This is a genomic window from Blautia sp. HCP3S3_H10_2 (assembly GCF_052122375.1).
Classification (GTDB): domain Bacteria; phylum Bacillota; class Clostridia; order Lachnospirales; family Lachnospiraceae; genus Blautia_A.
Genome location: NZ_JBQKCL010000006.1, coordinates 225,956 through 252,916, shown reverse-complemented (window position 1 = coordinate 252,916; position 26,961 = coordinate 225,956). Strand labels below are relative to the sequence as shown.

General features: G+C 44.5%; 24 protein-coding genes. 20 read left to right on the top strand and 4 right to left on the bottom strand.

Features of this window, described 5'->3' with window-relative positions; genetic code table 11:
• The first annotated feature begins 289 nt into the window (after positions 1-289).
• From ACTQWB_RS08970 to ACTQWB_RS08920, 11 genes are all read left to right on the top strand, one after another.
• Positions 290-2,194 (top strand): phage/plasmid primase, P4 family, encoded by a 1,905-nt coding sequence (locus ACTQWB_RS08970; protein WP_441501364.1) that lies wholly within the window; start codon positions 290-292, stop codon positions 2,192-2,194.
• A gap of 456 nt (positions 2,195-2,650) precedes the next feature.
• Entirely contained in the window at positions 2,651-3,208 is a 558-nt protein-coding gene (locus ACTQWB_RS08965) for a P27 family phage terminase small subunit (RefSeq protein WP_441501365.1), read from the top strand.
• A gap of 21 nt (positions 3,209-3,229) precedes the next feature.
• The gene (locus tag ACTQWB_RS08960) at positions 3,230-4,249 is read left to right on the top strand and encodes a phage major capsid protein (RefSeq protein WP_441501366.1); all 1,020 of its coding nucleotides are present in this window, start codon (positions 3,230-3,232) and stop codon (positions 4,247-4,249) included.
• Positions 4,250-4,337: 88 nt separating this feature from the next.
• Entirely contained in the window at positions 4,338-4,556 is a 219-nt protein-coding gene (locus ACTQWB_RS08955; protein WP_427806620.1) for an excisionase, read from the top strand.
• 95 nt (positions 4,557-4,651) lie between these two features.
• The gene (locus tag ACTQWB_RS08950; protein ID WP_441501367.1) at positions 4,652-4,915 is read left to right on the top strand and encodes an excisionase; all 264 of its coding nucleotides are present in this window, start codon (positions 4,652-4,654) and stop codon (positions 4,913-4,915) included.
• The gene (locus ACTQWB_RS08945; RefSeq protein WP_441087892.1) at positions 4,897-5,142 is read left to right on the top strand and encodes a helix-turn-helix domain-containing protein; all 246 of its coding nucleotides are present in this window, start codon (positions 4,897-4,899) and stop codon (positions 5,140-5,142) included. Before ACTQWB_RS08950 ends, ACTQWB_RS08945 begins: the two co-directional genes overlap by 19 nt.
• Positions 5,108-6,388 (top strand): tyrosine-type recombinase/integrase, encoded by a 1,281-nt coding sequence (locus ACTQWB_RS08940; protein WP_441501368.1) that lies wholly within the window; start codon positions 5,108-5,110, stop codon positions 6,386-6,388. Before ACTQWB_RS08945 ends, ACTQWB_RS08940 begins: the two co-directional genes overlap by 35 nt.
• Positions 6,389-6,501: 113 nt before the next feature.
• Entirely contained in the window at positions 6,502-6,966 is a 465-nt protein-coding gene (locus ACTQWB_RS08935) for a hypothetical protein (RefSeq protein ID WP_441501369.1), read from the top strand.
• Between the two features lie 302 nt (positions 6,967-7,268).
• On the top strand, positions 7,269-7,733 hold the full coding sequence (locus ACTQWB_RS08930; RefSeq protein WP_441501370.1) for a low molecular weight protein-tyrosine-phosphatase: 465 nt from the start codon (positions 7,269-7,271) through the stop codon (positions 7,731-7,733).
• Between the two features lie 242 nt (positions 7,734-7,975).
• The gene (gene pckA / locus ACTQWB_RS08925) at positions 7,976-9,580 is read left to right on the top strand and encodes a phosphoenolpyruvate carboxykinase (ATP) (RefSeq protein WP_441501371.1); all 1,605 of its coding nucleotides are present in this window, start codon (positions 7,976-7,978) and stop codon (positions 9,578-9,580) included.
• A 358-nt stretch (positions 9,581-9,938) separates the two neighbouring features.
• Positions 9,939-10,922, top strand: a complete 984-nt coding sequence (locus ACTQWB_RS08920) for a DUF5688 family protein (RefSeq protein ID WP_441501372.1) — start codon at positions 9,939-9,941, stop codon at positions 10,920-10,922.
• 153 nt (positions 10,923-11,075) lie between these two features.
• Here ACTQWB_RS08920 and ACTQWB_RS08915 read toward each other — a convergent pair whose 3' ends face one another.
• The 3 genes from ACTQWB_RS08915 to ACTQWB_RS08905 form a co-directional block, all read right to left on the bottom strand.
• Positions 11,076-11,870, bottom strand: coding sequence for an ABC transporter ATP-binding protein (locus ACTQWB_RS08915; RefSeq protein WP_441501373.1), 795 nt, complete (start codon positions 11,868-11,870; stop codon positions 11,076-11,078).
• On the bottom strand, positions 11,863-12,789 hold the full coding sequence (locus tag ACTQWB_RS08910; RefSeq protein ID WP_441501374.1) for an ABC transporter permease: 927 nt from the start codon (positions 12,787-12,789) through the stop codon (positions 11,863-11,865). The genes ACTQWB_RS08915 and ACTQWB_RS08910 overlap by 8 nt, the downstream gene beginning before the upstream one ends.
• Positions 12,790-13,000: 211 nt before the next feature.
• A complete protein-coding gene (locus ACTQWB_RS08905) occupies positions 13,001-13,978 on the bottom strand; it encodes an ABC transporter substrate-binding protein (protein ID WP_441501375.1) in 978 nt (325 codons plus the stop codon).
• Positions 13,979-14,125: 147 nt separating this feature from the next.
• On the opposite strand from ACTQWB_RS08905, the gene ACTQWB_RS08900 reads away from it, so the two are divergent.
• Complete coding sequence (locus ACTQWB_RS08900) at positions 14,126-14,890, top strand: N-acetylmuramoyl-L-alanine amidase (protein ID WP_441501376.1); 765 nt, start codon at positions 14,126-14,128, stop codon at positions 14,888-14,890.
• A gap of 335 nt (positions 14,891-15,225) precedes the next feature.
• Positions 15,226-15,837: a YdcF family protein gene (locus tag ACTQWB_RS08895; protein ID WP_441501377.1), complete on the top strand. Its 612-nt coding sequence runs from the start codon at positions 15,226-15,228 to the stop codon at positions 15,835-15,837.
• A 77-nt stretch (positions 15,838-15,914) separates the two neighbouring features.
• Here ACTQWB_RS08895 and ACTQWB_RS08890 read toward each other — a convergent pair whose 3' ends face one another.
• The gene (locus ACTQWB_RS08890; RefSeq protein ID WP_441501378.1) at positions 15,915-17,207 is read right to left on the bottom strand and encodes an HlyC/CorC family transporter; all 1,293 of its coding nucleotides are present in this window, start codon (positions 17,205-17,207) and stop codon (positions 15,915-15,917) included.
• A gap of 377 nt (positions 17,208-17,584) precedes the next feature.
• On the opposite strand from ACTQWB_RS08890, the gene ACTQWB_RS08885 reads away from it, so the two are divergent.
• From ACTQWB_RS08885 to ACTQWB_RS08855, 7 genes are all read left to right on the top strand, one after another.
• The gene (locus ACTQWB_RS08885) at positions 17,585-19,648 is read left to right on the top strand and encodes a hypothetical protein (protein ID WP_441501379.1); all 2,064 of its coding nucleotides are present in this window, start codon (positions 17,585-17,587) and stop codon (positions 19,646-19,648) included.
• Positions 19,649-19,705: 57 nt separating this feature from the next.
• Positions 19,706-20,056, top strand: a complete 351-nt coding sequence (locus tag ACTQWB_RS08880) for a TIGR04086 family membrane protein (RefSeq protein WP_441501380.1) — start codon at positions 19,706-19,708, stop codon at positions 20,054-20,056.
• Positions 20,057-20,144: 88 nt separating this feature from the next.
• Complete coding sequence (gene scfA / locus ACTQWB_RS08875; RefSeq protein ID WP_021926839.1) at positions 20,145-20,285, top strand: six-cysteine ranthipeptide SCIFF; 141 nt, start codon at positions 20,145-20,147, stop codon at positions 20,283-20,285.
• A 99-nt stretch (positions 20,286-20,384) separates the two neighbouring features.
• On the top strand, positions 20,385-21,752 hold the full coding sequence (scfB, locus tag ACTQWB_RS08870) for a thioether cross-link-forming SCIFF peptide maturase (protein WP_441501381.1): 1,368 nt from the start codon (positions 20,385-20,387) through the stop codon (positions 21,750-21,752).
• A gap of 72 nt (positions 21,753-21,824) precedes the next feature.
• On the top strand, positions 21,825-24,245 hold the full coding sequence (gene secD, locus ACTQWB_RS08865; protein ID WP_441501382.1) for a protein translocase subunit SecD: 2,421 nt from the start codon (positions 21,825-21,827) through the stop codon (positions 24,243-24,245).
• 265 nt (positions 24,246-24,510) lie between these two features.
• On the top strand, positions 24,511-26,226 hold the full coding sequence (recJ, locus tag ACTQWB_RS08860) for a single-stranded-DNA-specific exonuclease RecJ (RefSeq protein WP_441501383.1): 1,716 nt from the start codon (positions 24,511-24,513) through the stop codon (positions 26,224-26,226).
• A 160-nt stretch (positions 26,227-26,386) separates the two neighbouring features.
• A complete protein-coding gene (locus ACTQWB_RS08855; RefSeq protein ID WP_441501384.1) occupies positions 26,387-26,911 on the top strand; it encodes an adenine phosphoribosyltransferase in 525 nt (174 codons plus the stop codon).
• Positions 26,912-26,961: the final 50 nt, after the last annotated feature.

Here is a 26,961-nt window from a genome sequence, read left to right as displayed (position 1 = left end):
CGAATCTTATAGGTGTACATGGGTGACAAAAGCGGAGGCTGAGAAAGCCGCCAAAGAAAAACACTATGACGGCATCGGTTTTGTTTTGCCCCCTGGATACTTCTTCTTGGATATCGATAACCGGGCGAGGGATGACCCGTTTGTGCAGATGATGCTTGAGCGGTTCTCGTCCTATGCGGAATACTCCGTGAGTGGAAATGGTATCCATATCTACGGCAAATGCGACACATCCAGGATACCGACCTATATCGATAGCAAGGGAAAGACACGGCTCAGTCGGGAGTTCTATATGAAGGCCCCCAACGATGTGGAACTCTACTACGGCGGCATTACAAACCGCTTTGCGGTATTCACAGGCAATGCCATCCGGGAAGTACCTCTCTGTGATTGCACGGAGGCTCTCCTCACCACCCTGGATAAGGATATGCGGAGGAAGAAGCCAACCCAGAAATCAAAGAAAAGAACATCTGCCCCGGTCACACACGAGGCGGATGCGGATTTCGATATCATCGCAGATCTCCGCAAAGCCAAGAACGGTGAAAAGTTCATTGCCCTATATGACAAGGGTGACATGAGCGAATATCTCCATACAGACGGCACAGTAGACCAATCTCGTGCGGACTGTGCCCTGTGTGCTTTGATTGCCTTTCGTGTCGGATCCGACCCGGTTACCATCGACAGGCTGTTCCGTGGTTCTGCTCTCTACCGTGACAAGTGGGAGCGGGAGGATTATCGGACAAGCACGATCGAGAAGGGTATCGAAGCCTGTAACGGTGTGTTCCACCGCAGCGTGATGCCAGCCCCGGAGTTTATCGTCTTTGACGGAAAAGGCGTACCGCATATCAGCATTCCGCTTCTTGCCAAGTACACCAAAGAGCATTTGCACTACATCCTCGTCCGTAATGACGGCAAAGAATCGGTTCGGCTCTATGTCTATGAGAACGGAGTCTACCGCCTTTATGCATCGGATATGCTTCATGCCGTTATCAAGGGGTACATCGAGGAATATGACTTCTCTCTGCTTCAGATGAGTGCTGTGTATGGTGCGGCGGGCATTATTACCACCGACCTCAACTACGTCAAGCAGGATGAACTAAATGCTGATGAGGGAATCATCAACTTCCAGAACGGATTACTCCGGCTGAAAGACATGGCGCTTCTGCCACATAGCCCGGAGGTGTATTCCACTACTCAGCTGCCATGTGAATGGCACGGAGAACCGATGCCGACACCCGTTTTTGACCGGTACCTCGCAAGGCTCATGGATAATGACCCGGAGATGATAAACCTTTGCATCGAGATCGTCGGAGCAGTCATTTCCAATGTCAAGTGTTTCCGCATGAAGAAATCCGCATTCTTTGTGGGTGACGGCAACACAGGCAAATCCCAGCTAAAGAGCCTGGTAGAGTACATACTTGGTGCCAAAAACTATATCGGTATCGACCTTCGGGAAATTGAAGCCCGGTTCGGAACAGGTGCAGTCTACGGAACAAGGCTTGCCGGAAGTGCGGACATGAGTTTCATGTCTGTGGGCGAACTGAAAACATTCAAGAGCCTGACAGGCGGTGATCATGTTATGGCTGAGTTCAAAGGGATGCCGCTCTTCACCTACCGTTATGACGGATTTCTGTGGTTCTGCATGAATCGCTTACCGAAATTCGGTGGGGATGACGGCAGATGGGTGTTCGACCGCATCATGGTTCTGAACTGCCCCAACGTAATACCGCTTGAGGAGCAGGATTCACAGCTTCTCGAAAAGATGATTGCCGAGCGGGACGGCATCGTATTTAAGGCTGTTATGGCTTTGAAAAATGTCATCGCAAACGGATACCGCTTTACCGAGCCGGAGAAGGTCATCGCAGCAAGAAAGGCATACCTGGAAGAAACGAATACCGCCCTGGCATTCTGGAACGAGTGCGTGGTGGAGCGTGAGAATCGGAAGATTACCGATAATTGCACGACCGGGAAAATCTACGATGTCTATAAGGCTTGGTGCCAGGATAACAACAACGGCTATGCCAAAACAGCCAGGGAGTTCCGAAACGCTATAGCCGACCACCTTGGTAAGGAGCATACCGATCTGGTTACTCATACGAGAAACGGAAGCTTCTATCAGGATTACACCCTGTCCCACGATGCTCGTGAGCATTACAGCAAGGCATACGGCTATGATTCTTCGGATTTTCTTGCCTGATGTGACAGCTGTGATAGTCACGGTGACGATGCTCATCAAGTACTGTCACACGAAAAACCTCGATATTTCAAGGCTTTTCGAGATTTTGTGACAGTGTGACAGTACTTTTCACTTTTGGAACAGGAAAACAAAAAAGTATGTATGCGATGCACGGCGGTGTGATGAGCATCCCTCTGTGGGGATGGATTTCAGAGTACTATCACATCACGCAATCACAGAGAGGAGATGGTGCCGTTGATTGTATGAACTCTTTTGGCATCAAACATTCGGGAAACAAATCATATTGCAGTGAAGAAGCAATATCAATTCTCCACTTACAACAATGTGAGCGACCGTAGAGGCGGTCTAAATCTCTACGGATGCCTTCCTGCATAACGGTGCCGCAATCGCACAGGAATTCAAAGCGTATTCAAAGGTAAAAAACCAAGAAATCAAACAGAAATGGAGGACAACAGGATGTCTAAAGACGGAACAAACCGTGGCGGTTCTCGCCCCGGTGCAGGCAGAAAGCCGAAAGCATTAACTGAAAAACTGGCCAACGGGAATCCCGGCGGCAGAAAGCTGACCACGGTGGACTTTGGAAATGATGCCGCAGACTTGCAGGGTGCCGAAATGCCCCCTGTCAAGGATTATCTGAAAGCAAAGCAGAAGGACGGAAGTGTCACCTGTGCCGAGGATATTTTCAAGGAGACCTGGGAGTGGCTTCATGAGCGTAAATGCGACCAGCTGATTCCTACCCAGCAGATTGAGCAGTATGCCATGTCTGTGGCTCGTTGGATTCAGTGTGAGGAGGCTGTGTCCGAGTATGGCTTCCTTGCCAAGAAACCTACGGGAACCGTGATCTCCTCACCCTATGTGACGATGGGGCGGGAGTATATGAAACAGGCCAACACTGCCTGGTATCAGATCTACCAGGTGGTGAAAGAGAACTGCACTGTGGAGTTCAATGGCCCGACTCCGCAGGATGATGTGATGGAGCGTCTGCTCCGTGTTCGAATGGGCAACAGAATTTAAGGATTATGGAGGAAAAATACAATGAAAGAAATCAAGACGGTGAATGAGCTGATGGCGCATCTGGAAGAACTGAAACACAACCTCACCGGGGTGAAGCCCGCTGTGGATGCCACTGAGGAGCAGAAGAAGGTAAAAGCTGCCTATAACCGTGCCTTTTGGGAACATATGTATTCCGGCATCCCTGAGAATACACTCCGTGATGGCGGTGACACAGCAAAGGGCTTCCTCGTGCCGGATACTTATGAAGATAAGCTGGTGGAAACCCTGAGAGATGCGAATTTTCTGCGCAGCATCGGTACGGTGCTGAATACTACACAGGACTTGCATATTCCGGTTGTGATGAAAAACGGAGATGCCCAGTGGATTGGTGAAACAGAACGCTATTGCAATGCAGATATTGAATTTGGAGAGATCGTTCTCGGAGCGCACAAATTGGGAACAATGACGCTTTTGTCCGAAGAACTGCTGGCAGATTCCGGCATTGATTTGGAGGCATATATTGCCCAGGAATACAAAGAACGTATTGCCGTCTCGGAGGAAGAAGCCTTCCTTGTAGGTGATGGTATCGGCAAGCCTCTTGGCCTGGTACATCAGGCCGAAGTCGGTGCTACCACAGAACAGAGCGGAAAAATCAGCATGGACGATATAATCGACCTGGTGTATTCCGTAAAGCAGGCATACCGCTGCCCGAATTCGGCTGTCTTTGTAATGTCGGAGGATGCCTATCATGAACTTCGTAAAACCAGATACTTTGATGGCAGATATATCTGGAATCGTAAGTTCAAGGACGATGGATACGATACGCTGTTCGGACATCGTGTATATTTGTCCAACTATATGCCTGAAATCGTTCCTGGAAGGAAACCTGTTCTGTTTGGCGATTTCAGCTACTTCTGGATCGGTGATCGTGGCAAGCGCAACATCAAACGTCTGAACGAAGCCTATGCCAAGTTCGGACAGGTAGGATTCCTGCTCTCGGAGCGTGTGGATTCCAAACTGGTACTGAAGGATGCGGTTAAGGCTCTGAAGGTCGCAGAGTAATTTGAAGATGGGGGTGGGCGTTTTTGCCCACCCTCTGTAGAAAACAATTACATGGAGGGACAACCGATTCCCTCAGACAGGAGGCATTATGAATAATATTGAAACCGAAGCGGAAGTCAGATTGCCTGTCAGCGAGAAATATCTGCTGTCCATCCGTGAATCCGCAGCATATTTCAACATCGGCATCAAGAAGATGCGTAGACTGGCAGAGGATAACCTGGGCGGATTTGCTGTGTTCAGCGGAAACCGCTATCTCATAAATCGCACAAAATTCGAGCGTTTTATCGAGCAATCTTCTGAGATATAATTCTGTTTTATCTGCCAATAGTAGTTGACTTCTTGGGAATAGTACGGGAATATACGATGACCCAAGAAGTCACGCTACGAAAGGAGGATTGGCAGATGGAAGAAAAGAAAAATGCATGGGGCAGAACCAGCAACATCCCCATCAATGAGAAGTATATGCTTTCTATCAGGGAGGCATCCGATTACTTCGGTATCGGCATCAAAAACATGAGAAGGCTGGCAGAAAACAATACCAACAAGTTCGCACTCTACTTCGGCAACCGATACCTTATCGTTCGGCATTTGTTTGAGGCATACATCATGGAGTGCCTGAACAACGGAGGCATGGAGGAGGTGTGTGAATGCGAAGACCGAGAATAGAAGAAAAGGAAACATTGACGGTCGAGGAGGCTATCAGCCTCTTCGGACTCAGCCGGAGAAAGTTCTGGAAACTGATGAATGGAATGGACACGATTCCGTTCCTTGCGATGTATGGGAGCAGACGGCTCATCATCCGGTCGGAACTGGAACTGTGGCTTAAAAATCATCCACATGAAAAGGAGGCGTTGAAGAATGGCACGTACAGGAAGACCGCCCAGGAGGCGTGATACAAAGAACCGTGTCCTCCGCAGGGGAGAATCCCTCCGGGCAGACGGCAAATACCAGTTCAAATATTATGTAAATGGAAAACCAAAGTTTGTATACAGTTGGAGGCTTGAACCGACCGACAAGCTGCCCCGGGGCAAAAAGCCCTGCCTTTCCCTCCGGGAACTGGAGAAGCAGATTGGATACGACCTCGACAACCAGCTTGACCCCACAGGCAAGAATTTGACGGTCATTGAATTGGTAGACCGATACCTTGCCACCAAGACTGGCGTGAAGCCGAGTACGAAGATGAACTACAATTTCGTTCGGAACATTCTGCTGAACGAGCCTTTCGGAGAGAAAAAGATCGGTATGGTCAAGACCTCCGATGCAAAGCTATTTCTCATCAAACTGCAGGAGGATGGCAGAAGGTACAGTACCGTCAAAACCGTGCGAGGTGTCCTCCGTCCGGCATTCCAGATGGCGGTGGACGATGATGTCCTCATCAAGAACCCTTTCGGCTTTGAACTTGCCGGGGTGGTGGTGAATGACACCGTTACGAGGGAAGCCATCACGAAAGACCAGATGCGGAAGTTCCTCAAGTTCGTCCGGGACGATAATGTGTACTGCAAGTATTACGAGGCATTTTATATCCTTTTCCACACGGGAATGAGAATCTCCGAATTCTGTGGACTTACCATCAAGGACATTGACCTGGAGAACAACATCGTTACCATCGACCATCAGCTTTTGCGGACATCGAAGATGGAATACATCATTCAGTCCACAAAGACCAATGCCGGAACACGGAAACTTCCGATTACAGAGGATGTGGCATACTGCTTCCGGGCAATCATTGAGGACAGACCTATACCGAAGGTGGAGAAGTTCGTGGACGGTTACAGTGGCTTTCTGTACTTGGACAAGGACGGGATGCCGGAGGTGGCCATGCACTGGCAGCACCGTTTCAACCACGCTGTGCAGAGGTACAACGATATCTACCGGGTGCAGATGCCAAACATCACGCCCCATGTGTGCCGCCACACCTATTGCTCCAATATGGCGAAAGCCGGGATGAATCCGAAAACGCTCCAGTACCTCATGGGACATTCGGATATCGGTGTGACTATGAACACCTACACCCACCTTGGCTTGGAGGATGCCAAAGACGAGATGATTCGCATGGAAGAACTGAATGCTGCCAAGAAAGAACTGGAAAAGACTACAGGCGAAAAGCCTGTGACCCAAAAGATGTTCCGAGTGGTGTGACAATAAAGAATGGGAAAGGCGCTCTGCGGAAGCAGGGCGTTTTTCAGTGGAGAATTGTTGGCACGTATGCTATAATGATATTTGGATAATTGTACTTTAGAGGAGGCAGTACAGTGATTGTAGATGATATCAAACACCAAATGAAATACATTGAGGAAATTACAATGACGCTTGGAGATAAGCTGGAGCCGGAGGATTATTATATAGAAAATCTTGGATGTCCACATACGCAGCCAAAGAGATTGCCAAAAGGCTATGCGGCTATCTATATTTTTGCTTACGGAACAGAAACCGAGTACGAATATTTGAAGATTGGAAAAGCGAACGAGAAGAGCAATGCCAGATTTACCAGCCAACATTATGGATTTCATGCTCCAAGTACGCTTGCCAAATCCATCTGTTCCGATGAGGAATTTCAGAAAATAGGTGTGACCCCAGAGAATGTAAAGCCTTGGATGCTTCAGAATCTGCACCGTATCAACGTACTTATCAAAGCGGACTGTGGCAAAGCAATGACAGAACTTGTGGAGGCTATCTTTCATTACGGTTTTAGACCCCGATATGAGGGGAATATTTAGGGGAATATCATGATTTGGTGGTAGTAACACAGCCTTGGTTTTACTACCATTTTACTACTACAGCCTGCCGTAACTTGCTCCATTTTGCCCTGTTTCGGGAAATCTGTGACAGAGTAAACGCTGCTACACCCCGAAAACAGGCGGGATAAATCGGAGCAAATCGGGGCAGGACAGTGCATTTTAGGAGGATTAACATTTTGATAAAAGTATTATTTGTTTGCCACGGCACTCTTTGAACTATTGTAAACAAATAACAGAGAGAAAGGTATATTTAAAAATTGCTTGATGATAGGAGAAAACCAATGATAAGAGTAGCTTTTTGTTGTCATGGAAATATTTGTCGGTCCACTTTAGCTGAGAGCGTATTTACCTACAAGGTAAACGCCCTAGGCATATCGGATCAGTTTATTATAGATAGTTTTGCAACCAGTAGAGAAGAAATCGGAAACCCACCACACTGGGGAACGGTGAACAAATTGAGGGAGGAAGGAATCCCTTTGGTACCTCATAGAGCAAAGCAGATCACATTATCCGATTATGATAAGTTTGATTATATTATAGGCATGGATGCTGCAAATATACGGAATTTAAACCGGATGTTAAAGGGAGATCCTGAAGGGAAAGTGTACAAGTTTCTTTCGTTTGCAGGTTCAGACAGGGATATTGCCGATCCCTGGTATACTGGGAATTTTGATGCCACTTATGAAGATGTATTGGAAGGATGCGATGGATTTTTGAAATTTTTACAAAGCGTGTTCCCTATATGATAAAACTTTAACAAAAATGCAGAAAATCGGAAAAATTGTGTTGATTTTATTCCCCAGTTATGTATAATATAGGATAAGGAAAAAAGGAATTAAACCAGTTCCATTCCTTAGGTTTTGTACCATAGAGGTTACTGCCGCAGGTAATATTCTTCGATACGTATTACGGTGAACTGATGGGCAGTAGCTATAGAATCTGCATTCGCAGATGAATTCCATTTTAGAGAAAAGAGGTTAAGTGTAAGATGGCAAAAATCGATTTAAGCAAGTATGGTATTACCGGAACTACAGAAATTGTTTACAACCCCTCTTATGAAATGTTATTTGAAGAGGAGACCAAACCGGGTCTTGAGGGCTTTGAAAAAGGACAGGTCAGCGAGCTTGGCGCTGTTAACGTTATGACAGGTATTTATACCGGACGTTCTCCTAAAGACAAATATATCGTAATGGATGAGAATTCCAAGGACACCGTATGGTGGACATCTGACGAATATAAAAATGATAACCATCCTGCAACACAGGAAGCATGGGCAGCAGTTAAAGAGATCGCTAAGAAAGAGCTTTCTAATAAGAGACTTTTCGTAGTTGATGCATTCTGCGGTGCTAACAAAGATACCCGTATGGCAATCCGTTTCATCGTTGAGGTTGCTTGGCAGGCACACTTTGTAACAAACATGTTCATCCAGCCTACAGAGGAAGAGCTGAAAGACTTCGAGCCAGATTTCGTTGTTTACAATGCTTCCAAGGCTAAAGTTGAGAACTACAAAGAATTAGGTCTTAACTCTGAGACAGCTGTAATGTTCAATATTACAAGCCGTGAGCAGGTTATCGTTAATACATGGTATGGCGGAGAGATGAAGAAAGGTATGTTCTCCATGATGAACTACTATCTGCCGCTTAAGGGCATCGCTTCCATGCACTGCTCTGCAAACACAGATATGAACGGTGAGAACACCGCTATCTTCTTCGGTCTTTCCGGAACAGGTAAGACTACACTTTCCACAGATCCTAAGAGACTTCTCATCGGTGATGACGAGCACGGCTGGGACGACAACGGAGTATTTAACTTCGAGGGTGGCTGCTATGCTAAGGTTATCAACCTTGATAAAGATTCTGAGCCAGACATCTACAATGCAATCAAGAGAAACGCTCTTCTTGAGAACGTTACACTTGATGCTGAAGGCAAGATTGATTTCGCTGATAAGAGCGTTACAGAGAATACCCGTGTATCTTATCCGATCAATCACATTGAGAAGATCGTTCGCCCGATCTCTTCTGCACCTGCTGCTAAGAATGTTATCTTCCTTTCCGCAGATGCATTCGGAGTACTTCCTCCAGTATCTATCCTGACACCAGAGCAGACTCAGTACTACTTCCTGTCTGGATTCACAGCTAAGCTTGCTGGTACAGAGCGTGGAATCACAGAGCCTACACCTACATTCTCAGCTTGCTTCGGACAGGCATTCCTTGAACTGCATCCGACAAAATATGCTGAAGAACTTGTTAAGAAAATGGAGAAGAGCGGAGCAAAAGCATACCTGGTTAACACAGGATGGAACGGAACTGGAAAACGTATCTCCATCAAAGATACCCGTGGTATCATCGATGCAATCCTCAGCGGTGCTATCTTAACAGCTCCGACTAAGAAGATTCCATTCTTCAACTTCGAGGTTCCTACAGAGCTTACAGGCGTTGATACAGGTATCCTTGATCCTCGTGATACTTATGCAGACGCTTCTGAGTGGGAAGTAAAAGCAAAAGATCTTGCAGATCGTTTTGTTAAGAACTTCAAGAAATATGAGGGAAATGCAGCTGGTAAAGCACTTGTTGCAGCTGGTCCTCAGGCATAATCATTTAAGAGTATTCAGGCCTGCCGTATTTATTTGCGGCAGGCCCTTTTTGCGTCTCTATTCACAGGTAGCATTCCGCATAGGATTTTGTGACCAAAGGTCACAGAAAAAAACGAGAACTGTAACTTCCGGTAACAAATTGTCTTTAAAAAGTCCTTTACAAACCTGGTTTTATTTTATATACTAGTCATACAGCAACTCAAAGGAAGCACGATCAATTCTAAATATCTGCTTCCATCTTTTATTTCAGACACAGATCACTGCAGTGCACAGCAGAGACGGTGTTCATTTGGCATTTCGCCTATTTTATTTCAGCAGTTTTCTATTTTGGAAAGTCATTTGAAGAAAGGAAATTCATATGAACAGAGACTATGACGAATTTGTGGAAGAGTTACGTCAGACATTATTGGAACGACTTGGGCTTACAGAGAAACAGATTTACTTTGAAGAGCAGGATGAAGAGGGCATGACACCAAATGGCGACCGGCTTTTTGTGGAATGTAATGCTTCAGTCACAGGAAAAGAGGTTTGCGGAATTCATACAGAAGAATTGTTCGAGGACTATGAGGATGGCGTATCTCTGGAACAGATTGCAAATACAGTGGAAAGTGAGATACGTAAGCTGAAAGATGCTGGCTTTTTTGAGAAAACTAAAAATCTGAATAACTATGAGAAAATAAAAAAAGATCTGTTTATCCGGCTTCTCAATGTGAAGCGTCATAAAAGAGAGCTTTCAAGAGCTGTATACCGTAGAATCGGGGATATAGCCCTTGTATTGTACATGCAGGTGGGGAGTATGAACGGCTGTATCAGTAGTATGAAGATACGCAGGGAAAATCTGAACGAGTGGGAAGTTGATGAAAATGCAGTTTTTGAAGCAGCACTTGTGAATACTTATTTTATTTCACCTCCCCGTATTTTTTTCTGGGAAAAAATGATCTACAATCCGGAATATGACGGTGAGTGTTTTATGGATCTGAACCATGAATTCTATTTGAAAAGAGATAGCATCGGAAACTGTCTGAGTACGGCCAGAAGGACAAATGGGGCGGTTGCAGTATTTCTGCCAGGAGTGGCCCAGAGACTGGCAAATTTGATGAATGCGGACTTTTATATGGTATTTACCAGTATTCACGAGGTGATGATCCATAATGCGGACCGCTCCTATCCTGAGGATCTGGAAGTGGTTTTAAGAGATACGATAAGAGAGGCTACTCCGGACGAGGATTTCCTCACAGACAGGGTATACAGATATTGCAGGGATACCGGGACGTTTTTGATGTATAAAGGAACTGTATTTATAGATCTGGGAACTCCTAAGCCATGCAAGGAGGAAGATTAGGAAATATTGCACAAAATCTGATTGCATTTATAAAAATAGCATACAGAGAAAGATGCCGGAAGAGAATAAAGAAGCAAAAAAACTGCAGCAGATTACTTTGTAATCTGACTGCAGCTAAAGTAGGCAATGTATTTTGATGATGTAAGATTATCATTACCCCAGGATAGCGGAATCGTTAGAAAATTCCTCGCCGCTGGCTTCTTCGAATTTATCCAGAAGCTGTTTTACTGTGAGCTTCTTCTTTTCTTCGCCCTGAATATCCAGAACGATTTTTCCATTCATCATCATGATCAAGCGATTGCCATGGGCAATGGCATCTCTCATATTGTGAGTGATCATCAGAGTTGTAAGATGATCCCGGTTGACGATACGGTCAGTAATATCAAGAACCTTGGCTGCCGTTTTTGGATCAAGGGCAGCGGTGTGCTCATCCAGGAGAAGGAGCTTTGGCTTCTGCAGGGTGGCCATCAGAAGGGTAAGAGCCTGTCTTTGACCTCCGGAGAGAAGTCCCACTTTGGAAGTAAGACGATCCTCAAGTCCCAGATCCAGGATTTTCAGAAGTTCTTTATATTCTGCGCGCTCAGCTTTTGTGATCCCAGAACGTAAAAGTCTTGATTTCCCGCGGCGTTTGGCGAGGGCCAGATTCTCTTCAATTCCCATAGTAGCAGCAGTTCCGGTCATAGGATCCTGGAATACACGGCCAAGGTAAGCAGCTCTTTTGTACTCAGAGAGCTTGGTGACATCGGTTCCATCAATGATGATCTGGCCTTCGTCTACTGGCCATACACCTGCAACTGCGTTCAGCATTGTAGATTTTCCGGCTCCGTTTCCACCGATGACAGTAACAAAATCGCCCTCATTTAATTTCAGAGAAAGTCCGTTCAAAGCAACCTTTTCGTTGATAGTTCCCGGATTAAAGGTTTTATATATGTTTTTAATCTCAAGCATTGTTCTTACCTCCACGTTTGGCTGGTTTTGCAAAATATTTTCCCTTCCAGTAAGGTACTGCCAGGAATACAGCAACTACAAGTGCAGACAGCATCTTCAGAAGGTCTGTGTCAATACCCATCCAGATAACGGTCTGAAGAACCAGGTAATAGAGGATGGAGCCGAATGCTACAGCCAGAAGGCGAAGTGCGAAATTGCGGAAAATACGACCGAAAATCGCTTCACCGATAATAACAGCAGCAAGTCCGATTACGATAGCACCACGTCCCATGTTAACATCTGCAAAGCCCTGATACTGTGCAAGAAGTGCACTGGACAGAGCAACCAGTCCGTTGGAAATCATAAGTCCGAGTACTTTGCAAAAATCAGTGTTGATACCCTGTGCGCGGGACATATTTGGGTTACATCCTGTGGCACGCAGAGAACATCCAAGTTCTGTTCCGAAGAACCAGTACAAAATAGCAATGATTACTACGATAAATAAAGCTACGATAAGGATTGTATTCTGTGTAATAGGCACGTTTTTGATACGGCGCAGGGAAATCAGAATCGGGTATTTGTCAACGTTGATGGCCTGGTTGGCTTTTCCCATGATCTTCAGGTTGATAGAGTACAGGGAAAGCTGTGTCAGGATTCCGGCAAGGATGGCCGGGATACCCATAAAAGTATGGAAAATACCAGTGACAAGTCCGGCTATCATACCAGCCAGAGTTGCGACCAGAAGAGATACCCATACATTGTGTCCGCTGATCATCATCATAACGCAGACAGCGCCTCCGGTACACATGGTACCATCTACAGTCAGGTCGGCGATATCAAGAACACGGAAAGTAAGATAAACGCCGATGGCCATAATACCCCAGATAAGACCCTGGGCAGCGGCACCTGGAAGTGCCATTATTAAGTTTGCGATTTGCATGTCTTTATCCTCCTGCATGCGAAAATTCTTTATTACATATGTTTAGAAACAAGCTAAAATGCATATTTATGCAGAAAATATGCTAAAAAATACATTCTGTTAAAAACGACACAAACAGCGAGAGAGGCTTCCCTTCCCGCTGTCTGTAATTTATGCTGCCAGAAAGCAGCCAAATGTCCAAATTATCTGTCAGAATCAATATGAGAATTTATTATTCTGCGTCTGCACCGATTGCAACGTAATCATCCGGAACTTCGATTCCAAGTTCTTCGCAGATATCTGCATTATATTCTTTGGTGAAGTTTGGTGCATATTCGATCGGCATTGTGGAGATATCCTCGCCGTCTTTCAGAATCTTAACTGCCATTTCACCAGTTGCTTTTCCAAGGTCATAGTAGCTGATGGAAAGTGTAGCAACACCACATCCGGAGCAGATTCCCTCTTCACCTGCGATTACCGGAACTTTTGCCGGAAGGCAGATGTTGTTGATCAGCTCGGTGTTGGAAGCTGCTGTATTATCTGTAGGAACATAGATAACATCGCTGTCTGCAACTGCATTTGTAACTACAGAAGAGATATCGTTGGAATCAGAGAATGCATAATATTCACAGGTATATCCAAGATCCTCAAGAGCAGCTTTTACAGTATCAACCTGATACTGGGAGTTTGGCTCAGCGGAGCAGTAGAGAAGACCTACATTCTTTGCATCTGGGAAGAGCTCATTGAGCATTGCAGCCTGCTGGTCAAGTGGAGCCAGGTCAGAAGTACCGGAAATATTTCCGCCTACAGTACCATCGAAGTCAGTAAGGTCGAGAGCTACGCCATACTCTGTGACTGCAGTACCAAGAATCGGAATCTCACTAGTTCCTGCTGCAGCTGCCTGAAGAGAAGCAGTAGCATTTGCAAGGATAAGATCTACATTGCTGGATACAAAGTTGTTAACGATTGTACTACATGTTGCGGAATCACCCTGTGCATTCTGCTCATCAAAGGTAACATTCTCTTCGCCAAGACCTTCTTTAACAGCGTCCTTGAATCCCTCTGTGGCAGCGTCAAGAGCTTCATGCTGAACCAGCTGGCAGATACCGATGTTGTATGTCTTCTGCTCTTCTGCGTGTACGGTTACTGTACCTGCAAGGCCTGCTACCATAGCTCCGGTCAGAATTACGGATAAAACTTTTCTTTTCATATATTACTTCCTCCTTAAAAGTATTTTCATGGTTTAAAGTATTGCCTGCACAAAATAATACCGCTTTAAAGCGTAAAAGTCAAGTTGCTTTTGGTATTTTTTTACATATTCTAATAGAGAAATAGTATTTTGAAAGGAATTTTTGACATGTCATATTCCATTATGATTGATGCCGGGCATGGTGGAAACGATCCTGGCGCGGTATATAAAGGCCGCAGGGAAAAAGATGATAACCTTGCGCTGGCCATGGATGTAGGAAGAATCTTATCTGAAAATGGGATTGATGTTTTATATACCAGGACTACAGATGAATATCTTTCCCCATTTGAGAGGGCAAAACTGGCGAATGAAGCAAATGTGGATTATTTTATTTCTTTTCATAGAAACAGCAGTCCGGAAGTGAACCAGTATAATGGGGCGGAGGTTCTGGTTTACGACAAAAGCGGCATCAAATACGAAATGGCGCAGAATATTCTTGGAGCGCTGGGCGAGCTTGGCTTTCGCGAAATAGGGGTACAGGCAAGGCCAGGGCTTGTTGTGCTGCGAAAAACCAAAATGCCAGCACTTCTGATCGAAACTGGATTTATAAATTCTGATGAGGATAATAAGCTTTACGATGAAAAGACAGAAGAAATTGCCCAGGCGATTTCAGGAGCAATTCTCGGAACCCTGGATCAGCAGAAAGGAGAAGAGCCACTTTATTACCGGGTACAGACGGGCGTTTTCAGAAAACGGGAAAATGCGGATCGGATGCTGTATATGCTTCAGGAGAAAGGATACCCGGCATATATTTTGCAGGACGGGGAGTTTTATAAAGTCCAGGTGGGGGCTTTTTTACAGCTGGATAATGCGATCCGTATGGAGCAGACCTTGCGGGATGAAGGTTATAGTACTTTGATCGTAACAAAGTAAGCTGGCTCCAGCATTTAAAGATAGTGTAAGATTTGAGCATTTTTGCGTATCGCGTACCGTGTTGCTGCAAACAAAGTGACAACAACCTGTTGCAGGGAGATTACAGAATGAGTGTATGAAAAATATGGAAAAGTATAGAAAAAACATACAATAAAATATAGAAAAAACACTATAATAAAATTTAGAAAAACGCTATAATGAAAACTTGGAAGAGCACTGTAGTGAGAGAATGAAAACGCTATAATATCGAGAAAACCAGCCTAAATAGGCGTTGGCATTGTACGTGAAAAATGTGCTATTCAGAATAGTCTTTGCAAAAGAAAGGAAACAAAAGAGTGAATTACCCGGAATTTCTAAAACAGACAGAAGATTTTGTTTTTGTTGAAAATAAACCAGAAAAAGCTGATGTAATCTTTGTGCCAGGAAATGGATATCCCCAGATGGCAGAGAACGCTGCTTTATTGTATAAAGAGGGTTATGCACCCTATATTCTGCCAAGCGGGAGATATAGTATCACACTGGGAAAGTTTGCAGGAGTACAGTCCAAAAAAGAAGTTTACGATGGAATATATGAAACAGAATGGGAATTTCTTAAAACAGTACTTATGAAAAACCAGGTGCCAAAGAGTGCAATCCTGGAGGAAGACCAGGCGACGTTTACTTATGAAAATGCTATTTTTTCCAGGCAGGTGACGGATCTTCATAAAATTCAGGTGAAAAAAGCCCTGCTCTGCTGTAAGACCTATCATGCGAGAAGATCTCTTATGTATTATCAGCTTCTGTATCCGGAAGCTGAAATCCTGGTATGTCCGTCCTGCCCGGATGGAATTACAAGAGAGAACTGGCGCGAAACGGAAGAGGGAGTAGAGGCGGTTACCGGAGAAATGCAGCGTATTATAAAACAGTTTTGTCTGATGTTGGGAGATAAGGGGACAACAAAAAGATGAAGGACTGATAAAAGAGTCGATGAAAATTAAAAAATCCGAATGTTCCTGTAAATGGAGAAACATTCGGATTTTTATTTTTATGCTTTACTATCGGAATCTTCTGGCATTTCCCGATGTTCTGGAAGCCAGATGTGCACCAGTTCAATACGGTTTTTGTCAAGTTCATCTACAACCAGATGCATGCCGTCTTCCAGAGTGACAGATTCGCCTTCCCGTGGAAGACAGTCAAGCTGTTCAATAATGTAGCCGCCGACAGAATCATAGTCTTCAGATTCAAGCTTGGTACCAAGGGCTTCGTTGATATCGCTTAATTTGGCAGAACCAAGTACCTCGTATTCCCTTCTTGGCTGGATTTCGCGGATCGGCTCTTCTTCGTCTTCATCATATTCATCACGAATCTCACCAACGATCTCTTCAAGAAGATCCTCCAGTGTAACAAGTCCGGCGGTAGAACCATATTCATCCAGAACAATAGCAAGGTTGACAGACGCCTTTCTCATTTCCATCATAAGATCTGTGGTGCGCTTATATTCATAAGTGAAATAAGGCTCGCGGAGAATCTTGCGGATGGAAAACTGCTCCTTCTCAGGATAGAGAAGAAGATCCTTAATATTGATGATTCCAATGACGTTATCAGTATTGTCCTCATAAACCGGGAAACGGGTATGCATATCTTCTTTGAAAATATCCATAAGCTCCTGGTAGGTGGAGTCTACATCTATGAACGTCATATCAATTCTGGGAATCATTACATCCTTGGCAGCGGAATCACCGAAATCAAACACATTGTAGATCATCTGCTTTTCTTCACGCTCGATCACACCATTTTCCTGTCCCACATTTACCATGGAACGAAGCTCATGTTCTGTGATCGTATCCTTCTTTGCATTAGGATCAACACGAAGGAGAAAAAGAATGCCATTTGCCAGTTTCCCCACAATGTAAATGACAGGAGTCAGTACTGTCATAAGTGCATAAATCGGTCTGGCGTAAGAAAGAGCGAGGTCGTCCGCTTTCAATGTGGCAATGGTCTTCGGGGTGATTTCGCCAAATAGAAGAACAAGAAGCGTCATAACACCGGTAGCAATACCGATATACATACTTCCAAATACCTTCATGGTAAAGGTAGTCGCAAGGGAAGATGCGGCAATGTTTACGATATTATTTCCAATTAATATGGTACTGAGCATTTTCCCGGAATTGGAAATTACCTTCTCCAGGGTAATGGCTCGCTTATTTCCCTGTTCTGCCAGGGAATGGATGCGAATGCGGTTGGCGGCTGTCATGGACGTCTCCGCTGAGGAAAAGAAGGCGGATAATAGCACCAGAATTAATATGGTGACCGCCTGTATAGGGACACTTGAATCCAAATTATGTTCACTCCTTTTGGTGTATGATATTAGATAAGAATATACATGATTTAGATGGAAAATGCAAGGAAAACCAGAAGCTGCCGCTAAAATCATTTTGGTGAGCTGTATGCTTGAATTTTGGGAATGCTTTACAGATATTTTTTGTATCTCACGGAAAAGCCTTTTTATGTGTTTCGGAGCTTCAATATATAAGTCCACAAAAAAATAGAATTGGGGGGTGTCGAAAAAGTTAGAATTGTGTTATAATTCGATGTGGTAAAAAATAAAATAAATTGTTACAAAACATTTACAAAAGAATAAAGATTTGATATAGTGTACGTTAAGAACGAATAATTGCATATAAATTTAATTTACATACATACAGAGGTGCCAGGATGAAGAAGAAAAAGAACGTTATGTACAGAAAAAGTGTATCATTACTTGCGGCAGCCGCAATGACAGCAGTTCTGATGACCGGACAGGCTTATCCGGTAATTGCATGGGGACAGAATACGGAGACCAGACTTGAGACATCCAGTCTTATTCCTGATAATATAACGATTGAACAGCCAGTGGCTCTTTCAGAAGTAACATTGCCGAAAAGTGATTATGGAATTCTTTCCTGGGTAGATACATCATTTGTGCCAGACAAAAGAGTGCAGTCCTGTGAGGTTGTGTTTAAGCCTGCAGCAGATGTGGATCTCTCCTATTTGCCGGGCTGGGACGCAGAGCAGAAAGTTGTGAAAGGGAAAATTACGGTTGTTGTCAATAGCATTGAGGCAGATCGTGAGACGGATTCATCCCAGCTGGAAAGTGCAGAATCTTCTGGTACAGGAGCAAAGAAGCAGGATGACGCATTACAAGGTGAATCTGCAGATACAGGAAAGCTGGAGAATACACCTGATGCTGGTGAGGCAAAAGATGATATAGAGTCAGAAAATAAAGCTGGAGAGAATACATCTGCAGCTGGCAATTCTGCGGAAAATAGCAGTGAAGCACCTTCTGGAGCAAATGAAACTTCCAAGGATGGGGCTACAGGAAGTGCAGAAGAGGTTTCTGGTGAAAATACAGGAGCTTCTGAGAGTACAGGAAGTGATGGCACCCAGGATTCCCAGTTGGAAAATGGAAGCGCTTTGGCAGAACCAGATGGGAAAACAGATGATGGAAAGGCCGCAGAATCTGTTGGCGCTGAAATAACGGACAGCAGTGAAAATACAGACAGTAATGGAGATGTAAACAGCAGCGAAGCTGTAGACAACGGCGAAGCTACAGATGGTACAAATAACGCAGATAATGGTGGGAATGCATCCGACAGTGAAGCGGTAATAGAAGAAACTGGGAAATTAAATCAGACTCTGGGCATTGCGATGCCGGGAGCAACCGTTCTGGATGGCACAGATAAACCTGATGAGAAAGAAAATATTTTCGACAATCCTCTGGATTTCACTGTGGCAGATACAAGACCTGATGTGGCAGAAGACAATCTGACAGAGGAAGAACAGGCGGCAAGAGCTGCCCAGAACCATAGTTGTGACGGTATCCAGGTTTCAGGTATTGATCTTCCCTGGTATGTGCAGTTCCAGGTGACCAGCGGAGAGAATTACGAATTTAGGAATGAGAGTAAGGCGACAATTTTCCAGTCTTATGAATTTAAATTATGGGATCTGAAGAATAATATAGAGTATGAAATTCCAGATGGACAGTATGTAAGTGTGACCATTCCGGTAAAAGAAGGATATGAGTACTCTGTTGAGCATCTTCTTGACAATGGTGCTACAGAGACGATCATTCCAAGTGTAAATGGAAGTACTTTGGTATTCAGTACACATTCCTTTAGTCCTTTTGGAATTGCGGGCTTTCATCCTGTGATCGGTGACGAGATCGCCAACGGTGCTTATGGAGACGGAAGTACGCCGACTCCGACACCTACTGTAACAATCAGTGGTACTCCGACCCCGTCTCCGTTTGTAACAGGAGCAGGCACCAATGGAACAAGTGGAACTGGTACTGCTGATAAGAGTAACGGAACAGGAAATACAGATAATTCAAATGGTACAGGCAGTGGAAATAATGCAGGTACATCTTCCGGAGGAAACACAGCTGGCAGCACAGCTTCAGGTAACGGCAGCTCTGGCGGTGCTGGAACTTCTGGAAATGAAGCAGAAAATAGCAATGGTACTACTGGAACCGGTACTTCATCAGGCACATCTGATAATGGAACAGGAAATTCCGGAACAGTCACCGGAACCGATGGAAATGGAGCTGGAAACAGTTCTTCCGGTACTGCCGGCGGACAGACCACAGCAGCAGATACCTCTGCCAATAACGGCGCAGGTCAGACTTCAAACGCAGTAAAAACTGGTGACAACACGATGATCCTTCCATTTGTGATCCTTGTAGTTGCAGCAGCTGCTGTAATCATTATAGTACTTGTGGTACGCAGGAAAAAAGATAAGTAAGAAAAAGGAATAACAAGATCAGCCCTTCCATATATTGCATATGGGAGGGCTGTTTTTATGAAAATGAAAGCAATTTTAAAATCCTTACTATTTTCTTATGCAGTTACCGGAGTATTTCTATTATTTCTGGCGTTCCTTCTGTTTCAGTTTGATCTTGGGGAAAAGCCAGTGTCAGTGGGAATCGTAGCTGTATATATTTTATCCTGCCTTCTCGGGGGATTTATGGCTGGGAAAATTGTACGTAAAGACAAGTATCTGTGGGGGATTCTGTTAGGAGTTTTTTATTATCTGCTGCTGGTTACCGTCTCTTTTATCGTAAAAGGAAAATGGGATATGAGCCTGATGCATGCCATAACGACCTTTCTGATGTGCCTTGGAGGCGGTGCCCTTGGAGGTATGTTGTCTTGATAGAAATTGCCGCTAAAAAAAGTACTTTAAAAATAAAAAAAAATATGATATACTAGGCAAAGATTATATACATAAGGAGGCTAATACTATGCAGCATATCAAAACATTAAATACAAAGAATCTGCAGAACACTGTAAAGAAAGGCGGATGCGGCGAGTGCCAGACATCATGTCAGTCCGCATGCAAGACATCCTGTACAGTAGGAAACCAGAGCTGCGAGAATAAATAATCCAGGCGATTATACGAAGCAGCCGGGAACGTATGTAAGCAGCGGTGTAAAAGCCGCTGCTTATTCATGCAATAGGAAAGAATGAAAGGATATAATAACATGAGTCTGATTCACCGTTATCAGAACAATGGCTATAACATCGTGCTGGATATTAACAGCGGATGTATCCATGTTGTGGACGAGGTGACCTACGAAGTACTTCCTTATATGGAAGAAGGTCTGGACGCAGCAGCCATTGTGGGAAAACTGGGAGATCAGTTTTCAGAAGATGATATTAAGACATCAGTGGCAGAATGTGAGAAGCTGAAAGCCGATGGCATGCTTTTTACCAAGGATGTATATGAGAATGCCATTGATGCATTTACCAAGAATCGTCAGACAGTGGTGAAAGCCCTTTGTCTGCACATCGCCCATGATTGTAATCTGGCCTGTCGTTATTGCTTCGCTGAAGAAGGAGAGTATCATGGAAGAAGAGCTCTCATGTCTTTTGAAGTGGGCAAGAAGGCACTGGATTTTCTGATCGCCAATTCAGGATCCAGACATAATCTTGAGGTGGATTTCTTCGGCGGCGAGCCGCTTATGAACTGGCAGGTTGTAAAAGACCTGGTGGCATACGGCCGTGAGCAGGAGAAGATTCATAATAAGAAATTCCGTTTTACCCTTACCACAAATGGTGTTCTTCTGAATGATGAGGTAATGGAATTTTGTAACAAAGAGATGGGAAATGTGGTTCTCAGTATTGATGGCCGTAAGGAGGTTCATGATTTCATGCGTCCGTTCCGCAAAGGAGCAGGAAGCTACGATCTGATCCTGCCGAAGTTCCAGAAATTTGCAGAATCACGTAATCAGGACAAGTATTATGTAAGAGGAACCTTTACTCATCATAATCTTGACTTTTCCCAGGATGTACTTCATCTGGCAGACCTTGGGTTTAAGCAGATCTCCGTGGAGCCGGTAGTAGCGGATCCTTCAGAAGAGTATGCACTTCGTGAGGAAGACCTGCCGAAGATCATGGAAGAATATGATCTTCTCGCAAAAGAGATGATCAAAAGGGAGAAAGAGGGCAAAGGCTTTAATTTCTTCCACTTTATGATCGACCTTACTGGTGGTCCCTGCGTATACAAGAGACTTTCAGGATGCGGAAGCGGTACGGAATATCTTGCCGTAACTCCATGGGGTGATTTTTACCCATGTCACCAGTTTGTTGGGGAAGAAGAATATCTGATGGGAAATGTGGATGAAGGAATCACAAGAACTGACATCCAGAAAGAATTTGGCTGTTGTAACGTTTACACCAAACCAGCTTGTAAAGATTGCTTTGCAAGATTCTACTGCAGCGGTGGATGTGCAGCAAACGGATATCATGCCCATAAGGATATCAGAAGTAATTATGAAATCGGATGCGAGCTCCAGAGGAAGCGTGTGGAGTGCGCCATCATGATAAAGGCCGCACTGGCAGAAGACTGATAGCTCTTCGCCAGCTGCGAAGATTTCTGTCAGCCCTGCTTTTGCGAAAAACAAAAAAGAAGGGACAGAACAATGAAAAAATCAAGAGGAATCTTAGTCCTGATCCTGACTGCCATCGTTACCGTATTCTTCTGCTATACGGCTGCTGTAGGTATTGGCCCTACAGGAACCGGTTCCATGAAGAATATTAAGACCGGACTTGATCTGGCAGGTGGTGTCAGCATTACATATCAGGCAAAAGACAGCAACCCAAGCAGTGAGGACATGAGTGATACTGTGTATAAGCTGCAGAAACGTGTTGAGCAGTACAGCACAGAGGCACAGGTATATCAGGAAGGATCTGACCGTATCAATGTAGAAATTCCTGGTGTAACAGATGCCAATGCGATTCTGGAAGAACTTGGCCAGCCAGGTTCCCTCTGCTTTATCACACAGCAGGATGATGATGGAAACGTAAACTTCCAGGCAGACTCCAGCAGTGAGACAGGATACTCCCTGGCAAGAAGCCTGGATGAGATCCGTGCAGCAGGTTCTGTAGTTCTGGAAGGTACAGATGTGGCAGATGCTACAGGTGGTGCGATTCAGCAGCAGAATTCCAGCAGCAGGGAATATGTAGTAGACCTGACGCTTACAGATGAAGGTAAGACCAAGTTTGCTGAGGCAACCCAGAATAATGTTGGAAAACAGATCGCCATCATTTACGATAACGGTGTATTAAGTGCTCCGAGAGTAAATGAAGCTATCACAGGTGGTAAGGCTCAGATCAGTGGTATGGAAAGTGTTGAAAGAGCACAGGAGCTTGCTTCTTATATCCGTATCGGTTCCCTTAGCCTTGAGCTTACAGAGCTCCGTTCCAGTGTTGTAGCTGCACAGCTTGGTGAGGAAGCTATCTCTACCAGCCTTGTAGCAGGTCTGATCGGTCTGATCATTGTTATTCTGTTCATGATCATTGCTTACCGTGTACCTGGTGTGGTTGCAGGCTTCTCCCTGATTTTCTACACAGCTACCATTCTGCTTACCTTAAATGCATTTGACATTACCCTTACGCTTCCGGGTATTGCAGGTATTATCCTTGGCATTGGTATGGCTGTGGATGCGAACGTTATTATTTATGCACGTATCCGTGAGGAGATTGGTGCCGGTTCTTCTGTGAGAAGTGCGATCAAAGCAGGTTTCTCCAAGGCCTTTTCTGCAATCTTTGATGGTAACATCACAACCCTGATCGCTGCATTCGTTCTGATGTGGCTTGGTACAGGTTCTGTTAAGGGATTTGCATATACACTGGCTCTTGGTATCGTGATCTCCATGTTCACAGCCCTGGTATTCTCCAGACTGGTGATCAACGCATTGTATGCAGTTGGAGTACGTGATGAGAAATTCTACGGTAAGACCGAAGAGAAAAAAGTTATCAATTTTGTTGGAAAGAGAAGATTCTGCTTTACCCTTTCCATTATCCTGATCCTTGCAGGACCGGTTACCATGCTGATCCACAGTGCAACAGGCGGAAAAGCCCTGAACTACAGTCTTGAGTTCTCAGGCGGTACCTCCACGAACGTTACCTTTAATGAAGATATGGATATCAAGACCATTGATTCTGAGGTTACACCTGTTGTAGAAGAGGTTACAGGAGATAAGAATGTACAGCCTACTAAGGTTGTTGGAACCAATCAGGTCATCATCAAAACACGTTCCCTGAATCTTGATGAGCGTGAAGCACTGAACCAGGCACTTGTTGATAAATTCGGTGTAGATGAATCCCTGATCCAGGCAGAGAGTATTTCCTCTACTGTCAGCAATGAGATGAGAAGAGATGCAGTAGTAGCCGTTATCGTTGCTACGATCTTCATGCTTCTGTACATCTGGTTCCGCTTTAAGGATATCCGTTTCGCGGGCAGTGCAGTACTTGCACTTCTTCATGACGTGCTGGTTGTCCTTACATTTTATGCGATTTCCAGAATTTCCGTAGGAAATACCTTTATCGCATGTATGCTTACCATTGTTGGTTATTCCATCAATGCTACGATCGTTATCTTCGACCGTATCCGTGAGAATCTCCACGGAAGCAAGCGCCTGGATGAGATCGAGGAAGTTGTTAACAGAAGTATTACACAGACACTTACAAGAAGTATTTATACTTCCCTTACCACATTTATTATGGTAGCAGTTCTGTACATCATGGGTGTATCTTCTATCCGTGAGTTTGCGGCACCTCTGATGGTTGGTATTATCTGTGGTGCTTATTCTTCTGTATGCATTACTGGTGCACTTTGGCTGGTAATGAAGAAAAAAATCGGTGGTGGACAGGCTGCAACAGCTAAGGCAACAGCAGCACCTGCACAGAAAACTACTTCCGTGGCAAAAACACAGACTGCATCATCTGCAGCAGATGGGCAGGCTCAGCCGAAGAAGAAAAACCGTAAGAGAGTCCAGGAGCGTCTGGCAGCCCAGGAAGCTGCAAAGAATGCCCAGGATGGTACTTCAGAAGAAAAATAAAATGAACCAAATATTTTAGAGGCTGGCTTTGAATAGTTACTCTGAAATATAAAAAAGCAGGCCGGGACAGGCGAAAATAACTGTCCCGGCTTGCTTTTTGCATGGATTCCTATTATTATGGTAACTGTTCAGAGCCAACCTCCAAAATGCTTCGCATTTCGTTGGTGTGGCGTATCCGCCAAATGGATTTGAACAGTTACTTATTATGAAAGAATATTTTGTTCCTGATATTATTACACGAGCAATTTACAGCAGGAGATAAAACATGGAAAAATGGGTAGTGACAGCGAAAAAAGCTGACTTTCAGGAAATCAGCCGGAAATACGGAATTGATCCGGTAATCGCAAGAATCATCCGGAACCGGGACGTTATAGGTGACGAAGCAATTGACCAGTATTTGAATGGAAAACTGGATGATATTCCATCCTGGAAATTACTGAAAGATATTGATAAAGCTATAAGCATCATTTCTGAAAAAATAGCGCAGGGATGCAGAATGAGAATCATAGGGGATTATGACATTGATGGTGTGACTGCAACATACATTCTGCTTAAAGGATTTAAACGTCTTGGTGCAAATGTGGATACCTATATTCCAGACCGTATTGCAGATGGCTATGGAATTCACGATCACTTGATCGAGAAAGCCAGGGAGGATGGAATTGATACGATCGTAACCTGCGATAATGGTATTTCAGCGGCAGACCAGATCGCATTTGCCAAGAGCCTTGGTATGACGGTAGTGGTGACGGATCATCATGAGATTCCTTTTGAGGATACAGATACAGGACGGATGTATAAGCTTCCGCCAGCGGATGCGATCGTAAATCCCAAACAGCCAGACTGTGCATATCCGAATAAAAATATATGTGGTGCAGTAGTGGCGATGAAACTTGTTTTTGCATTATATGAGAGATATGGAATACCGGAAAGTGAAAAAGAAGACTATCTGGAGCCGGCAGCCATTGCGACAGTTGGCGATATTATGGATCTTAAGGGGGAAAACCGCATTCTGGTAAAAGAAGGCCTTGTACGTCTTCCACATACGAAAAATAAGGGATTAAAAGCATTGATACGAGCAATCGGTCTGGAGGATCAGAAAATCACTTCTTACGATATTGGATTCCGCCTTGGTCCCTGTATAAATGCAAGCGGAAGACTGGATACTGCCATGCGTTCACTGGCTCTTTTACAGTGCACAGATGAAGAGAAGGCTGCGAAGCTTGCAGATGATCTGAAGGCTTTAAATGACAGCCGTAAAGCTTTGACAGAGCAGGGAACAGAGGCTGCTTATAAGCTGATCGAGGGCAGTGATCTGAAAAATGACAAAGTCATGGTGGTTTTTCTGCCAGATTGTCACGAGAGCCTGGCAGGAATTATTGCAGGAAGAATCCGGGAAAAATATCATAAACCTGCCTTTGTCCTTACAAGAGGAGAGAAATCCGTGAAAGGCAGCGGCAGATCCACAGAGAATTATTCCATGTACGAAGAACTGGTGAAATGTGATAAGCTGCTGATACAGTATGGAGGCCATCCTATGGCAGCTGGTTTGTCCATAGAGGAGAAAAATGTAGAAGATTTCCGTCATCAGTTGAATGAAAACTGTACTCTTACAGAAGAAGATATGATTCCGAAAATCGTGATCGACGTGCCAATGCCTGTTTCTTACATAAATGAAGCGTTGATCCGGCAGTTGGCGGTTCTGGAGCCCTTTGGAAAGGGAAACACAAAACCTCTTTTTGCACAGAAAAATCTCCGGATTTTAAAAGTGGGAATATATGGAAAGAATCAGAATACAGTGAAGCTTCAGCTGCAGGATCCGTCTGGTGTAGTGATGGATGGAATCTACTGGGGAGAAGCAAAAGAATTTGCGGAATTTGCAAGAACACATGAGACCATTTCCGTGACCTATTACCCTAAAATAAATACTTATATGGGAAGGGAATCTTTGCAAATTGTCATACAAAATTACTGCGCATAAGGGAATAATCATGTAAAACCACGAAAAATGCAGTATTTCCAGTGCTGCTGTCGGTTTTACGTTGATTCCAGGTACAAAAAGTGTTATACTAAAAAATAATTATGATGCCAGGGGTAGCTGCTGCTTCCCCCGTAACATCCATTAATCTGAGGAGGCTATTATGAAAAAAATAGAAGAATATGTAAGAAGCATACCGGATTTTCCAGAACCCGGAATTATTTTCAGAGATGTTACAAGTATTCTCCAGGACGCAGACGGACTGAAGCTTGCAATCGATTCCATGCAGGAGTGCCTGAAGGATGTAGATGTGGATGTTATTGCGGGGGCTGAATCCCGTGGATTTATTTTTGGTATGCCGATCGCTTATAATCTTCATAAGCCTTTTGTACCTATCCGTAAGAAAGGCAAGCTTCCATGTGAGACTGTTTCTGCAAGCTATGACCTGGAGTATGGTAAGGCTGAGATTGAGATTCATAAGGATGCGATCAAACCAGGACAGAAGGTTGTGATCATTGATGACCTGATCGCTACAGGTGGTACTGTTGAAGCGGCTGCGAAGCTGGTGGAACAGCTTGGCGGTGAAGTAGTAAAGATCGTGTTCCTTATGGAACTGGCAGGACTTGAAGGTCGTAAGAAGCTTGAGAAGTATGATGTTGCTTCCGTGATCCGTTACGATGGCAAATAAGGAATATGACTGTTTCGCCAGATACCCGTGGTCGAAAAGGGTAGATGCTG